General features: G+C 45.1%; 14 protein-coding genes. 4 read left to right on the plus strand and 10 right to left on the minus strand.

Annotation, left to right across the window (positions count from 1 at the left end; all coding sequences use genetic code 11):
* Window positions 1–48 precede the first annotated feature (48 nt).
* Window positions 49–327, plus strand: coding sequence for a YtzH-like family protein (locus QNH36_RS18560; RefSeq protein WP_144477207.1), 279 nt, complete (start codon window positions 49–51; stop codon window positions 325–327).
* Window positions 328–333: 6 nt separating this feature from the next.
* Here the strand turns inward: QNH36_RS18560 and QNH36_RS18565 are convergent, their stop codons facing one another.
* From QNH36_RS18565 to thpR, 5 genes are all read right to left on the minus strand, one after another.
* Window positions 334–1,107, minus strand: coding sequence for a phosphotransferase family protein (locus QNH36_RS18565; protein ID WP_144477204.1), 774 nt, complete (start codon window positions 1,105–1,107; stop codon window positions 334–336).
* A gap of 227 nt (window positions 1,108–1,334) precedes the next feature.
* Window positions 1,335–3,476, minus strand: coding sequence for a type I pullulanase (pulA, locus tag QNH36_RS18570; RefSeq protein ID WP_283903952.1), 2,142 nt, complete (start codon window positions 3,474–3,476; stop codon window positions 1,335–1,337).
* Complete coding sequence (locus QNH36_RS18575; protein ID WP_283903953.1) at window positions 3,463–4,443, minus strand: diacylglycerol/lipid kinase family protein; 981 nt, start codon at window positions 4,441–4,443, stop codon at window positions 3,463–3,465. Before QNH36_RS18575 ends, pulA begins: the two co-directional genes overlap by 14 nt.
* A gap of 48 nt (window positions 4,444–4,491) precedes the next feature.
* The gene (locus tag QNH36_RS18580; protein WP_251544743.1) at window positions 4,492–5,463 is read right to left on the minus strand and encodes an NERD domain-containing protein; all 972 of its coding nucleotides are present in this window, start codon (window positions 5,461–5,463) and stop codon (window positions 4,492–4,494) included.
* A 36-nt stretch (window positions 5,464–5,499) separates the two neighbouring features.
* The gene (gene thpR / locus QNH36_RS18585; RefSeq protein ID WP_251544744.1) at window positions 5,500–6,075 is read right to left on the minus strand and encodes an RNA 2',3'-cyclic phosphodiesterase; all 576 of its coding nucleotides are present in this window, start codon (window positions 6,073–6,075) and stop codon (window positions 5,500–5,502) included.
* Between the two features lie 222 nt (window positions 6,076–6,297).
* Here thpR and cysK point away from each other — a divergent pair, with 222 nt between their 5' ends.
* Complete coding sequence (gene cysK, locus QNH36_RS18590) at window positions 6,298–7,233, plus strand: cysteine synthase A (protein WP_144477190.1); 936 nt, start codon at window positions 6,298–6,300, stop codon at window positions 7,231–7,233.
* Between the two features lie 687 nt (window positions 7,234–7,920).
* On the opposite strand, the gene speD is transcribed toward cysK, so the two are convergent.
* The 3 genes from speD to pepV all read right to left on the minus strand — a co-directional run bounded on the left by speD (window position 7,921) and on the right by pepV (window position 11,274).
* Complete coding sequence (gene speD / locus QNH36_RS18595) at window positions 7,921–8,775, minus strand: adenosylmethionine decarboxylase (RefSeq protein WP_251544745.1); 855 nt, start codon at window positions 8,773–8,775, stop codon at window positions 7,921–7,923.
* 196 nt (window positions 8,776–8,971) lie between these two features.
* Window positions 8,972–9,826, minus strand: a complete 855-nt coding sequence (gene dat, locus QNH36_RS18600) for a D-amino-acid transaminase (protein WP_283903954.1) — start codon at window positions 9,824–9,826, stop codon at window positions 8,972–8,974.
* Window positions 9,827–9,858: 32 nt separating this feature from the next.
* Complete coding sequence (gene pepV / locus QNH36_RS18605) at window positions 9,859–11,274, minus strand: dipeptidase PepV (RefSeq protein ID WP_283903955.1); 1,416 nt, start codon at window positions 11,272–11,274, stop codon at window positions 9,859–9,861.
* 479 nt (window positions 11,275–11,753) lie between these two features.
* Here pepV and QNH36_RS18610 point away from each other — a divergent pair, with 479 nt between their 5' ends.
* Window positions 11,754–11,975: a DeoR family transcriptional regulator gene (locus QNH36_RS18610; RefSeq protein WP_079510115.1), complete on the plus strand. Its 222-nt coding sequence runs from the start codon at window positions 11,754–11,756 to the stop codon at window positions 11,973–11,975.
* 76 nt (window positions 11,976–12,051) lie between these two features.
* Here the strand turns inward: QNH36_RS18610 and QNH36_RS18615 are convergent, their stop codons facing one another.
* Complete coding sequence (locus tag QNH36_RS18615; RefSeq protein ID WP_283903956.1) at window positions 12,052–12,768, minus strand: pseudouridine synthase; 717 nt, start codon at window positions 12,766–12,768, stop codon at window positions 12,052–12,054.
* Window positions 12,769–12,872: 104 nt separating this feature from the next.
* On the opposite strand from QNH36_RS18615, the gene QNH36_RS18620 reads away from it, so the two are divergent.
* Window positions 12,873–13,121: a hypothetical protein gene (locus QNH36_RS18620; RefSeq protein WP_144477176.1), complete on the plus strand. Its 249-nt coding sequence runs from the start codon at window positions 12,873–12,875 to the stop codon at window positions 13,119–13,121.
* Between the two features lie 42 nt (window positions 13,122–13,163).
* On the opposite strand, the gene QNH36_RS18625 is transcribed toward QNH36_RS18620, so the two are convergent.
* Window positions 13,164–14,792, minus strand: coding sequence for a putative polysaccharide biosynthesis protein (locus QNH36_RS18625; protein ID WP_283903957.1), 1,629 nt, complete (start codon window positions 14,790–14,792; stop codon window positions 13,164–13,166).
* Window positions 14,793–14,960: the final 168 nt, after the last annotated feature.

Genomic DNA, 14,960 nt, shown 5'->3' on the forward strand with positions numbered 1-14,960 from the left:
AATCCACAATCTATATGTGAATTCCTTTTAAAAGAAAGGGTGATCATTGTGCCTTTAAGCCACCATGACCAGGTAAATTTATTAAAGGATATATTAAGCAACCAGCACACTGACTGCTGCGGATCGGTTGCAGAGTATCAACAGCTGGAACGTCTGATTAAATCGCTGATGGTCAACACGAATGTGGATGGCAACATCAAAACGATCCTCCAGGATGTTTACCAGTATAGCCAGAACGGAGTAAATGCTTCCGACCTGGAACAGCATATCGAGACGAATCGGAATCAGTTATCCCAATGGGTCGATGATATCGGTCAATTCTCCTAAGAAAAATTAAAAAAGTGCCTTTAAGAAATCAATCCATTTTTCCATCTCTGGAATGCGATTCTGGTTCTTGTGCCATTGAATCGATGAAAGCGACTGGGCGAGCGCGTACCATTTCATTCGCAGCCTGAGGTTCTCTGTCAGGCTGATGCCGTACTTGTCCAGCCACGCTTCCCATTCCTCCAATGGTATATAGGAATAGAGGAGAAGCCCCAGATCGATGGCGGGATCAGCGATCATCGCGCCGTCCCAATCGATTAAATACAACTGGTTGTCTTCGGTAAGCAGCCAGTTGTTATGATTCACATCGCAATGGCAAACCACTTTTTCAGCGTGGTCGACATCGCCGACATATTCAGTCAGGAACTTCATCGCATCGATTACTGCAGGCTTCGTACGCAGTTCCACATCCAAATCTTCATTTAAGGCTTGAAGGAACATCTCGGGCTTCAGCGGACTCTTTCCCAGCCTTGTGAGCATCCCAAGAAGCGGATCTGACGCATGGATTTTCTTCAACAGCCTGGCCACACGGTCATTGTTCATATCCCCGGGCTTCAGCTCTCTTCCATTCATCCACTGCTGCGCCGTTATAACATCTCCGTTTTCTAACCTTTTAGTCCAAACAAGCTTGGGTACGATTCCTTCTGCGGAGAGTACAGCAAGAAAAGGGGATGAATTTCGTTTTAAAAACAGCCTTTGTTCTTCATGCTGTGCAAAATAGGCAGCACCGGTTGCGCCGCCAGCAGGAACGATCTCCCAATCCTGTCCAAATAAATGTTCCAAAGTTAGTCACCTTCATTTATCACTATTTCCCTTGTGCTGAAAACCGGAAATGGATTCTATAAAATCAAAAATCACCGTTGTTCTTATTATCGGAAATAAAAAGACAGCTATTGATAGGAAAATGCACACAATAGCTATCTTATAAATTTTATCCCCAGAGGCTCGGTACGTCAACCCCAACAGCACTAAATTAATATTGTTAAAAAGTTATCAAATCAAGGATCCTGCTATTTTGCCGCCACGAACAGTGAGCATGGCTCCAGCAAGACCTTTTTCCCTTCCATATGGCGAAATGGCTCTGCAGACGCATTTTCATGGTCAACCAGGACATTCCATTTCGCCTCTTCCGGAAGTTCGGCCAGCTGCTGGTCCATTGAAGGATTGATCAGCACGATGATTTTTTCCCATCCTGCGCCTGCTTGCAGTTCATATCCGATCAACGGTGCCTGCAATGGCAAAAACGCCATTCGCCTGCGGATTTCTTCGCTGTCTCCAAGCCTGAAAGCTTCGTTCGCTTTTCGTATCGCAATGATCCCTTTGATGTAGCTGATATTATCCAGGTTTTCATCACGAAGGTCCCAATCTAGCCAGTTTATGTCGTCAGGAGATCGATAGCTGTTGCCGACTCCCTTCTTCGTCCTGAAAAATTCCTGGCCGCTGTGTAAAAACGGGATGCCCTGTGCCAGCAAGACCATCGATGTTGCCAGTCTGTGCTGCTTTTTCAAAATAGCATCCTCCACATCGGGAGTGCATATTTTCAGCTTATCCCACAAGGTATGGTTATCATGTGACTCAATGTAATTCACCGACTGGCCAGGCTGGAGGAACAGGCCGCTTTTCCGCTTGCCGATTCCAACGCTTCCTGCCATAACCTGTTTAGCTGCTTCCAGATACCGCTCATTTCCCAGTGCATATCCTTTGTCATAAATATTAAAGGTACTGCCCTTAATAGAATCTCGGAACCAGTCATTGAACTGGCCAATCCCCGGAAGCTTCCCCTGGTTGGCAATATTGGCTTTCCGGTCACCCGGCAGCGGGGTATTGAGATCCCAGCCTTCCCCAATAATCAGCATATGGGGTTTTACACCATCCACGGCCTTCCTGACGGCCGTCATCGTCTCAACGTCAAGGATTCCCATCAAGTCGAAACGGAAGCCGTCAACCTGGTACTCATTCAGCCAGAACAGGACTGAATCAACGATGTATTTCCTCACCATCAGTCTTTCAGAGGCGATATCGTTCCCCACTCCCGTTCCATTCGAGGGAAGACCATGTTCATCATGACGGAAAAAATAACCCGGGACTATTTTTTCAAAAGGGGAATCTTCCCGGATGTAGACATGATTATAAACCACGTCCATGATGACACCCAGATCCATTTTGTGTATCGCAGAAATCAGCTGCTTAAGTTCGGTTATCCGGCTGTAGGGATCTTCCGGATCCGTCGCATAGCTGCCATCCGGTCCATTATAATGGACTGGATTATACCCCCAGTTATAGGAACCGAAAGTGTCCAGTTCATCTACCCCTTCGAAATCATGGAATGGAAGAAGCTCGATATGGGTGACACCGAGCTGGCGTATATATGCAAGGCCGGTACTCTCCCCCAACGGAGTCATGGTGTCCATTTCTGCAGCGCCCAGGTAGGTCCCCTTCCTGGAAGCCCCACTGTTGGGATGCATGGTCAGATCCCTGATATGGGCTTCATAGATAATCGCATCCACCGGATTTCTCAATGGAGTAAAACCGTCCTGTACCTGGCTTGCTTTGGTTGGGTCGACCACAACTCCATATTCACCATTAACTGTTAAAGCGATTGCATACGGATCAACCGCCTCTCTCCATTCAAGATTGATACACACCAGGAACGAATACCGATAAAGCTCCAGATTCCTTTCAACCGTAATGCTCCATACACCTTTCCCGGATCTTTTCATATTAATGAATTCAGGGTTTTGCCGATCATCCCGAAACAGCTTTAGCCTGATTTTCCCGGCGGTAGGAGCCCATAGCTTGAAAGTGCTTTTTTCAGGTGTATAGCTGACCCCAAGATCATTTCCCTCGTAAAAAAATAACCTGTCAAATTCCTCCGTACGGATGACTGCACCGATTTGCAGATCGGTTTCGCCGCCATGATCATCTGATACTTTATATGGTTTACCGATTTCCGGCCTGACACTGGCCAAACAAATATATTTCACTGTCTCCTCAAGGTATACCTTTTTCTGGATTGCCAAAGGCAAATCAACGCCCTCTCCTTTGAGCCGGAACTCTTTGGAGTCACCATCAAAATAAGAATAAGGCAGCAAAACTGTAATGAGATCTACTTGATCAAGATAGGCGTAAAACTCCCTTTCAATGGCAATCATTTATTTTCAACTCCTCGGTATGCCCTGGATGGTTTTTTTCTGTCAAAATCCTTGCTGCTTTTGGACATACATGGATTTTCAAAGGTGTATGCCCAATTGCTTCACAATCGGCATGGGCCAACACTGCCTCTGGTGATTCGATGGTAATGGACTTGCCGGTATATTGCTCAACTTCCTTGAACTTTGTGTGCTTTCCCCAGAAGACACTGGCGAAAACCAGCAGCAGCTTCCATCTGGAGATCCTGTGAACAACGGTAACATCGAGAATCGCATCATCCGGCAGAGCCTCCGGAGCAATCTTCATGCCCCCTCCGTAGTATGGCTGGTTCGAAACGGTCACAAACCACGCATTATCAAAATGAAACCCTCTCCCGTCAATCGTTATATAAAGAGGGAGGGTTCGGAAAGTGAGCAGTTTTTTTGCAAGAATATAAACATAGACAAGCCTGCCCAGCGAAACACGGTTCAGCAGCAGTTTCATCCTTGATTCATTGGATTCTTTTGCGACCGCGGCATCAAAGCCTACCCCCATATTATTCATGAAATAGGTTTCATGTAATTCCTTGTGCTGGATTTTTCCGAGGTCGATTTCAAAAGTCCGGGAATTGCTCTGGTCAATCACCAAACGCAATGCTTCGGATGCTTTTCGCGGAATGGAAAATCCCCTTGAAAAATCATTACCGGACCCGCCGGGAATGAAACCAATATTAATATTAGGATACGTTGCCGTGCCATTCACCACTTCATGCAGCGTACCGTCTCCCCCAACTGCCGTGATTGTTGCCTGCCTGCCGCTTAACTTGCGCGCAATTGACCCGGCGAGCTCTTCCGCATGTCCCGCTCGTTCGGTAAAAAAGGCAAGGTACGGGATATCCATGGTTTCGAGCTCTGCCTCTAGCCTTCTCCAAATCTCCCTGCAGCTCCCATTTTTCGCATTCGGATTGACGATGAAATAGGTTTTCTCCATATGACCAAACCTTTATCTATTTATTAGGTTCTTAACTTGCCAAATCTCTTACTTTTCTTCCCCAGGGCGGTTTTCCCATTCAAGTCTCCTGACCGATGTTGTCTGGCAAAATTGGAGCAGTACCTGTGCCGCTTTTAATTGCATATGCTTTAATGGAGATTTCATTCCTCTCTGGGCCAAGAACCATTCCTCGAAATTTCGTTTATCGATGAACTGCACCCCATATGGCGGCAAAGGATAGTCAAAGTAGCCGTTTCGGCTCAACAGCAATTTTTGCACAGGCAGATCCACCCCGTACATATCAAAAAGAGATTTGACGATTTTCTCTGTTCTGTTCAAGGCAATCAGCGGATTGAGGATTTTCGTTTCCTTATTTTTTGTCTTTTTTATCCAGAATCGGTCCTTCGAGCCGACAAAAGCAGCATCCTCTTCTGCTTCAACAAATGAAATACAAATAGCTGCAGAAGGAGTGACCAATACCAATTCTGCTTCAACCGGCGCTTTTTTCAGTAAAAAGATAGGTTTATATAAAATGAGGAAGGTATCCGGAAAACGCTGAAGCAAAAACTTCAGGGTCCGGTCATGGGTGAATTCTTTTGCGATAAAGGATCTTTCTATCAATGTGGAACTTGCCCACTTAAGCTGGAACGGCAGCAAATTATCGAGGAAATGCTGCTTCAATTCATCTTCTGTTTTAATGCTGCTGATAGAAGATAATGCATCGGCATCCATAAGAATGTCGTGGTCATCACTTTGTCCCGGGCTTTCAGGAACAATTTCCTCATCCTTTACTGTTCCGGGCTGGCGGATCCTGCTCTTGATTTTATCAAGGATAGAATCAGGCAGTTCTGGTGATGATTCGTTCTTTAAATCTTTATATGGCTGGCCATGTCCGTTCTCCCATTTCTCCTTCAATCCCTCCCATTGCTTTTTCTTCAGCCGGACATATCTCGAAGGATAAAGATAAATATCCTGGGCATAGCGTGATACATAGTCTTGTAGTTTGATTAATTGTGCCATAGATTGACCTGCCTTCGTACCTGTATCCCAGTGGCTTTATTTACCGGGAGCAAGCGGGAATTGTTTGATTGGTTCATATTTAGGACTTTTCCCCAGATGGGTCTTGTACAAAACGACCCTTCCGGCCTGAAAAGAAATTTGTTCGTTTTTAAATGTGTTCACTGCCTCAAGTGTTCCAGAGGAAAAAGGAGTTTCCCCCATCCATTTCCTGGCGATGGTAATATGAGGACTGAAGGGACGCTTTTCAAGGGTGAACCCTGAATCCAGGCAAGCTGAGAATACATCCTGCCTTACTCCCCTCAACTCCTGTGATTCTTCGAGCCCAGCCCAGAAAATCCGTGGTGCGTCTCTGCGGCCAAAAAAGCCAAGGTGATCGATTTTCATCTCAAATGGGGTCTTCAACTTTATAGCTGCTTCAATTCGTTCACTGGCAGCTTTCATTTTGTCATCAGGAGCATTCCCAAGAAACGCCAGTGTGATATGTAGATCCTGAGGATGGACCCAGGTTTTGAATGGTAATTCTTCCTGCAGGTGTTCGATTTTGCTCTTGAATACTTCTTTGACTTCCCCAGGAAGTTCAAGAGCATAGAAAAAATGAGCATGCTGTCCCATTAATGAAATACACCCTTTCTCGTCCACTTGAATTTATTGTAGCAAATGGCATGTAATATTGGCAGAAATTCCTTATGAACATTTATAATCCCTACAAGTTGATAGGAATAGTCTTTTTTTATATGATAAAGAGAAGTTAACATTATTTTTCAGTTGCTGATAATCAATTATTCACTTAGATGGAATACTAAAGCAATCGAGTACATTCAAGGAGGCTATCTTATGAGAGTCGTTAATAATATTGCAGCATTAATCGGTGAAACACCGCTGTTAAAATTAAACCGCCTGGCACCTGAGAGCGGAGCATCAGTTTATCTGAAGCTTGAATACTTCAATCCGAGCAAAAGTGTAAAAGACAGAGCTGCCTTTAACATGATCGTTACAGCAGAAAACGAAGGGAAGCTTAAGCCGGGCTCAACCATCATCGAGCCAACAAGCGGCAACACCGGAATCGGACTGGCGATGAATGCTGCGGCAAGAGGCTACAAAGCAATCCTCGTCATGCCCGATACAATGACAATGGAGAGAATCAACCTGTTAAAAGCTTACGGCGCAGAAGTCGTACTCACACCTGGAGATGAAAAAATGCCAGGTGCAATCAAAAAAGCAGAAGAGTTATTGAAGGAAATACCAGACAGCTATATGCCAATGCAGTTCGAAAATGAAGCTAATCCTGATGCCCACCGGATGTCAACGGCAAAGGAAATCATCGAAGCGATGAAGGAACTAAAAAAACCGCTCAGCGCGTTCGTGGCTACAGCTGGAACAGGAGGCACAATCACCGGAACGGGTGAGGCATTAAAAGAAGAATACCCAGACGTGGCAGTGCACGTTGTCGAACCAGCAGGGTCCCCTGTCCTGTCAGGCGGCAAGCCAGGGAAGCATAAACTGGTTGGCACAAGCCCCGGATTCATTCCCGAGATCCTTAATCAGGATGTTTACGAAAAGATCCATAAAATCGAAGATGAGGACGCCTACGAAACCGCAAGAAGGCTCGCCAGGGAGGAAGGAATCCTAGTCGGCCCATCATCAGGCGCCGCATGCTTCGCAGCCATCAATGTCGCAAAACAGCTTAAGCCAGATGAAGTCGTCATCTGCATTGCATGCGATACCGGGGAAAGATATCTTTCAAGCGATTTATTCCGGTTCGATGAGTAATCTATAGAGGACTCGCCATGAGATGGCGAGTTTTTTTATAGGAGATTCATACCTTCTTGGTGTTTTAGTACCCTTATGTGTTCGGTTTCTCCTGAATAAGGGTATCTCCCGGGCTTTATCTTACCCTTATGCATCCCGTTTCTCTGGCATAAGGGTATCTCTCGGGCTTTATCTTACCCTTATGCTTCCGGTTCCTCTGGCATAAGGGTATCTCCCGGGCTTTATCTTGCCCTTATGCATCCGGTTCCTCTGGCATAAGGGTATCTCTCGGGCTTTATCTTGCCCTTATGCATCCGGTTTCTCTGGCATAAGGGTATCTCCCGGGCTTTTTCTTACCCTTATGCTTCCGGTTCCTCTGGCATAAGGGTATCTCCCGGGCTTTTTCTTACCCTTATGCATCAGATTTCTCTGGCATAAGGGTATCTCCCGGGCTTTTTCTTACCCTTATGCATCCGGTTTCTCTGGCATAAGGGTATCTCCCGGACTTTATCTTGCCCTTATGCATCCGGTTTCTCTGGCATAAGGGTATCTCCCGGGCTTTATCTTGCCCTTATGCATCCGGTTTCTCTGGCATAAGGGTTCCTTTCCGGCTTTGGGGTCTCTCTTGTACCGACAAAATGAAAAACTGCAGACAAACAATAGTTCGTCTGCAGTCTTAATGATTTATCAGCACATGTCTTCTTAGTGCTATTTGTCCATCTCTTCGTCTTCGTCTTCGTCTTCAAAAATCGTCCCCGAATGGAGTGTCACTCCGGACACGATTTCTTCCATTTCAGCTTGGATCCTTTCGGTGATTTCTTCCCGTTCCTCGGGGGACAAAGATTCTTTCGTATAGCCGAAAAGATAATTATCTAAATCAAATTCTCTTAGCTTGCATTTGGTATGGAAAATGTTTTCCTGGTAGACATTGATATCGACCATATCAAATTGATCTTTCACATTTTCCGGAATGTAGTTTTGAATCGAGCTTATGTCGTGGTCGATGAACAGCTTGTTCCCTTCTTTATCCCTTGTAAAGCCTCTTACCCTATAATCAATCGTCATCACATCGGTTTCGAAGGAATGGATAAGATAATTCAGGGCTTTCAGCGGTGTGATTTCTCCGCAGGTGGAGACATCGATATCGGCGCGGAATGTACTGATTCCTTCATCCGGGTGGAACTCCGGGTACGTATGGACCGTGATATGGCTTTTATCAAGCTGTAAAACTACATTGTCCGGAAGCGGCCCGGGCGATTCATCATACGCTTCATCCGGCACCTCGACGACCGGCCCTTCGGATACGAGGATGGTCACGCTGGCTCCCTGGGGCACGTAGTCCTGCTTGGCCACATTAAGGACATGTGCTCCAATGATATCCGCAACATGAGTAAGGATTTTGGTAAGCCGTTCTGCACTATACTGTTCATCAATATATTCAATATAAGCTTCACGTTCTTCCTTCGTCCTCGTATAACAGATGTCATACATATTAAAACTTAATGATTTTGTGAGATTATTAAATCCATGCAGTTCGATATGCTGTTCAGGTGTGAATTTCATATCTGTTCCCCCTGTTCGGTTTTCCTGCTGTACATTGTCTGAATGAACAAAAGCAGTCCTGGTGTTTTAAATATTTTTATGATACCCATTCCTGCCAAGAAAAAACAAAGCAAGCGATAATGGCAAAAGGGGTTCTGAACTGAAATGAATCTTACCGCATAAAAAAACCTGCAGCTTTTAAGCCGCAGGTTCATGATCAGATATTTCCGCATTGGCGTTCGATTTCTGCTTTAAAAAGGGTTTGAAGCTTCCTCGTGACTGAACCAGGCTGCCCGTTTCCGACAGGGTTACCGGCCACCTCGACAACTGGCATAACTTCGACGGTTGTACCAGATGAGAAGACTTCATCGGCTGAAGATAATTCCCCAAGCGTATATGCTCGCTCCTCAAAAGGAATGCCTTCATTCCTGCAGATTTCCAACACCTTTTGCCGTGAAATGCCATTCAGAATATGGTTGTCAGCCTGGTGGGTGATGACCACACCATCTTTAACAATCGAGATATTGGAATGGCTGCCCTCCGTAACAGTTTCTCCGCGATGGAGAATAGCCTCGAAACAGCCTGCTTCTGCCGCTTTTTGTTTCGAAAGCAAATTACCTAGCAAGTTCAGGCTTTTGATGTCACAGCGAAGCCAGCGGATATCTTCGTCAAGGATAGCACGTACACCTTTCTCCATCGGATCCACAGGGCGCGGTACCTTGCGCGTATATGCAACAAAGGTTGTCGCCACTTCTTCGCCTGGAAAAACATGATTTCGGGGTGAAGTTCCCCTTGTGAACTGCATGTACACGGTTCCGGTTTCCACTTCGTTTTTCGAAATTAGCTCTTCCATTCTTGCTAAAAGTTCTTCAGGGCTGTACGGGAGCTTCATCCTGATTTTTTCGGCACTCTCTGCAAGCCGGTTCAAATGCTCAATCCCGGTGAACATCTTCCCGTTGTATACACGAATGACCTCGTATACGCCATCACCAAACTGATAGCCTCTATCCTCAATATCCACCTTGGCTTCGGTCCTGTCCAGCACCTTATCGTCTACAATTACATATTCCATTCGATTTCCCTCCTTGATTTTAAAAAAAACTATTATTTTGCCAATTCATAAATAGCCTGCGCGTAGATCGCCGTTGCTCGCAAAAGGTCCTCAATGATCATATACTCATCCTTCTGGTGTGCGATATCAGGTCTGCCAGGGAACAGCGGGCCAAATGCAACGCCGGATTTCAGTGACCTTGCATAAGTTCCCCCGCCAATCGAGATCAGCTCAGCCTTTTCACCAACCTGCTCTTCGTAAACCTTTTTTAACGTCTGGATCAGGAAATCATTTTCATCGACATGATGCGGATTGGAATTCGAGAAATTCTCGATGGCCAATCCTTCAGCCTCCAAAAGCTGATGCAGGATTTCTTTCGTTTTTTCCAGATTCGTCGTAACCGGATAACGCATATTCAATCCGGCACGGCCCCCGGTCTCGCGGGTATATGAAAGTTTGCCGACATTGATCGTCAAGTCTCCGGTGATATCATCGGAAAATGCCACACCCAATTCCCTGCCTCGTGAATCCTTACCCAGGTATTTAGCGGCAAACTGAAAGAATTTTTCACTGTCTCCATCAAGACTCAATTCCGAAAGGAAGGCAGACATGAAAAGTCCTGCATTTTTTCCGTTGTCAGGCTCCATGCCATGGGCTGAAACTCCTTCCAGCTCAAGGACTAGCCTGCCGCTCTCGACGGTCACCTTGCCATCCAGTTCATTTTTTCGCTTAAATTCGTCAAAGCGCTGGACAATATCTGTCTGGCCCTGCTGAACAGCCAGCACAGCTTTTGCAAAATCAGGCACCATATTATATCGGCGTCCGGATGAAAACTCGATTACTTCGGCATCAAAGCCTTCTTTTTCTATACCAGCGGCCTTGCACACTAAATCATAATCAGCGATTCCTTTTTCAGCATAGATGATCGGAAAATCAGCATCCGGAGCGAATCCCATCGAAGGCATTTCTTCATGCTCAAAATAGTGGTCGACACAACGCCAGTCGCTTTCCTCATCTGTGCCAATGATCATTCTTACACGCTTATTAAGGGGCAAGCCCAATTCTTTGACGATTTTCATAGCATAATATGCTGCCAGGGTTGGACCTTTGTCATCGATTGCGCCGCGGGCATAGATTTTCCCATCACGAATTTCAGCGCCATAAGGGTCGCTGGACCATCCATCCCCTTCTGGCACGACATCGACATGACAGAGAACACCCACAATATCATCTCCCTGCCCGAATTCGAGATGGCCGGCAAGATTGCCAACATTTTTGGCGGTAAAGCCATCCTTTTCACCCAATTGAAGCATGAAATCCAATGCTTCTTTTACACCTTCACCAAGCGGCGCGTCTGGAGTGCTGTTCTCTTCATCAAGAACACTCTTGATTTTCAACAGGTCCTGAGCATCTTTGATCAAATCCGCTTCTCTTTTCTCTACTTCCTTCGTCCAGTTGATCGAAGTCATGGTCAAAAACCTCCAAATGAGAGTTATATGTATATCTTTCTTTCCCCTGAAAGGATTCACCTAAGCGGGAAGATGTTCTTATTGTACCGCAAATCCCCACTTGAAAACTTGAATTTTATTTTACTCCTTCCATTCGCTATTCGTAAACTTTCAATCACAATAAACTTTTCAAATTTTCTAACAACTGTCATATTTAGCCTGTTTAAAACCATATCGTTAAGTATATAAACCATATAGAGGGAGGCAGATAAATAACTAATTGTTAAATTTTCATAAAAAACAGTGAATAATCTGGAATTTTGTATTATTTAAGTGTAAAATAGTCCAAAAGGTAGGACATCTTATGACTTCCTTTTTAAAATGGACGCAAAAGGAGCTGTCTGGAAAGAAGAAAACTACATACTTGAGGATTCGTCTTCAATCAAAGTCGGTTGCAGGAAAATGACAAAGGGGTTTAAAAAAGGATAGGGAGTGGTTGTTTGAAACCTTCGACTAACCGGATGATAAACCGCATCAAATCCATCTACATGTATATATGTCAGAATGGAACTGTCACAACTCAAGATCTTGTAGAGGAATTCGGAATTACTCCTCGAACCATCCAGAGGGATTTGAATGTCCTGGCTTATAACGACTTAGTGAAAAGTCCGAGCCGAGGTAAATGGACAACGACCCGGAAAAAAGTAAAGATGTCGTCATAGCAGAAAAATAGAAACGTATGGCACTAAACAATTAAAAATAAGAAAAAATCGCCGGGGGAGCACCCTCGGCGATTTTTTATACTTCATAGTTTTGCAGCATTTCGACTTCTTCGTCGGTAAGCTCCCTGTACTCTCCAAGTTCAAGTGTTTCATCAAGCTCAAGCGGGCCCATCGACAATCTCTTCAGGTATACAACCCTTTTCCCCACTGCCTGGAACATCCTCTTCACCTGATGGAACTTCCCTTCTGTAATAGTCAGTTCGATATCGGAAGTCAAACCGGATTTTAAGATGACAAGCTCCCCAGGTTTTGTCTCATAGCCGTCATCAAGGGTGACACCCTGTTTAAATGCTTCAATGTCCGCTTCTGTTACTTCCCCCTCGATCACTGCAAAATACGTTTTCGGAACATGCCTTTTAGGCGATAGCAGCCTGTGGGACAACTGTCCGTCATTCGTGATCAATAGCAGGCCTTCCGTATCCTTATCAAGCCTTCCGACCGGAAAAGGCTCAAAGACCAAATCCTCCATCTCAAGCAGGTCGATGACCGTCTCATCATGGTTGTCTTCAGTTGCAGAGATGACACCAGGCGGCTTGTTCATCATCAAATAAATAAACTCTCGATAATGAATTTCCTCTCCATTCAAAGTGATGAAGTCTTTTTCAGGGTCAACATGCTGTTTAGCATCCTTGATGGCTTCGCCATTCACTTTAACAGCACCATCTTTTAAAAGTTTTTTCACATCTTTCCTGCTCCCATATCCAAGGTTGGAAAGCACTTTATCTATTCTCATGGTATACCCCCTCTAATTCACATGGGCATAAGCCCATTCCATTTCCTTTTGCCATACATAGACTAATATCATAATTTACATCAGATTACGAGGAGATGACCTTAATGAATTACCGACAGCAAGGGCAAGGCTTGTACATTCCCCTTCCCGGAGTGCCAGGCGGAGGCTATCCAGGAGGTGGATATCCTGGTGGCGGATATCCTGGCGGCGGAGGCCAATTTAATCAGAGGCTCAACCAGCTCGAAAGGCAAATCCAAAGATTGAACAATCAGATCGACCGGCTGGACCGAAGGGTCGATAGGATTGAGCGCCGTTTGAACATCCGCGACAATGACCAGCAGTTTTACTATTAGGATGCATTAAAAATGGCCTTCATAAACGAAGGCCATTCTTTATTAAACCGGCAGCCTTAATTTGCGCTTGATTTTTGTGACCCGATCCCCAAAGAGCCTGTCCACCAGTTTGGTCCGGAAACCAAGATAAAAATACACACCCGCACCTACAACAGCAGAAATAACAATGATCATGATGGATTCGAGCTTTCCAGCCGGTGACAGGAACTGGACAAGCACTCCATAGAAGGCAGCCGTTACGCCTGCCATTAACCCTGCGAACACAAGGATCAGGATAATCCTTCTCGTTACAAATCCCATTGGATACCTTGCGAACTTTTTGATCACCACCATATTGATGATGATTGCAACAATGTAACCTATCGCTGTAGAGATCACTGCCCCCTGTGTTTCAAACAGTTTGATCAACGGCATGTTAAGGCTCAATTTTACCAGCAAACCCGTCAACAGGCTTAAAATCGTAAAACGCTGTTCATTGATTCCCTGCAGGATTGCCGCTGTTACGGAAAATAGCGCAAACAGGATGGCAACTGGGGCGTATGTGGCCAGTACTTCTGTTCCAAGATCATTATGTGCATAGAAGACGGTATACATTGGTTCCGCCAGAAGGGCAATTCCAACTGCAGCAGGCACAGTCAGATACATCAGGACCTGGAACGTTTGGTCAAGCTGCCTCCTCATTCCCTTACGGTCGTTCTCCGTAAAAGCTTTCGTGATGCTTGGCACCAGCGTCAATGAAAAAGCCGTAGCCAGAGAAACTGGAATGATCACTAGCTTATGGGATTGGAAATTCAGCACTGAAAACGCCGTATTCGCTTCATTCTGGCTATTCCCAATTGCCATCATCGCTCTGTTGAAGGTCATCATATCAATAAACTGGAACAAAGGATTGGCAATCCCGACAAATACAAATGGCGCTGCATAAAGAAGGATTTCCTTATAAATGTCCTTCAAGGAAATATCCATCGTCTTTTTATCTTCTTCCAGCAATTTATCCAAATGCGGTTTTCTTTTGACCCAATACCAGCCAAGCACCCCAAGACTGCCGAGTGCACCTATGAACGCAGCAAACGTAGCTACGCTGACCGCGGTAACCATATCACCTTCAATTACGTTCAGAACAAAAAATGCACCTGCAAGGACGAAAACAATCCTTACAATTTGCTCTACCACTTGCGATACGGCTGATGGTCCCATCGATTGATGTCCCTGGAAGAAACCGCGGATCAAGCTCATGAATGGAACAACGATCAGCGCGAAACTGACTGCCCGGATCACCGTTGTCACATCTTCAGCCGTTATTTTCGCATTTTCTTCCCCACTAGTGTTCATGACTATATCAGCCAGACCCGGAGCCGTTACATACATGATCAGGAACGACAAAATGCCTGTCGCAAGCATGACAGCGACTCCTGATTTGAATAACTTCCTTCCGACGGCATACTCCTCAAGAGCATTATATTTTGCTATGAACTTTGAAACAGCCAGCGGCACACCGGCTGTGGCGATGCTTATGAAAATTGTATATGGAATATAAGAGAACGAATATAGGGCGGTCCCATAATCTCCTACGATCGCAAAAAAGGGAATAACATAAAACAATCCCAGTACTTTGGATAAAATCGTGCCAATTGTCAGTATGAACGTCCCTCGTAATAGCTTAGATGACATATAATCCCTACTTTTCAATCTATAAAATAAAATCAGTTTACAAACTTGTATTTTACCATAAACACTATCCGGCACTATGATATTTATCAACGGATGCAGAAATTTCCTGCATTCCCTAGTTTACTCCTTCTTCAGTCTGACTGCCAGTTTTCAGGCTGAAGAGATTTG

Origin of the sequence: Mesobacillus sp. AQ2 (genome assembly GCF_030122805.1) — a bacterium.
Lineage (GTDB): Bacteria > Bacillota > Bacilli > Bacillales > Cytobacillaceae > Mesobacillus > Mesobacillus oceanisediminis_A.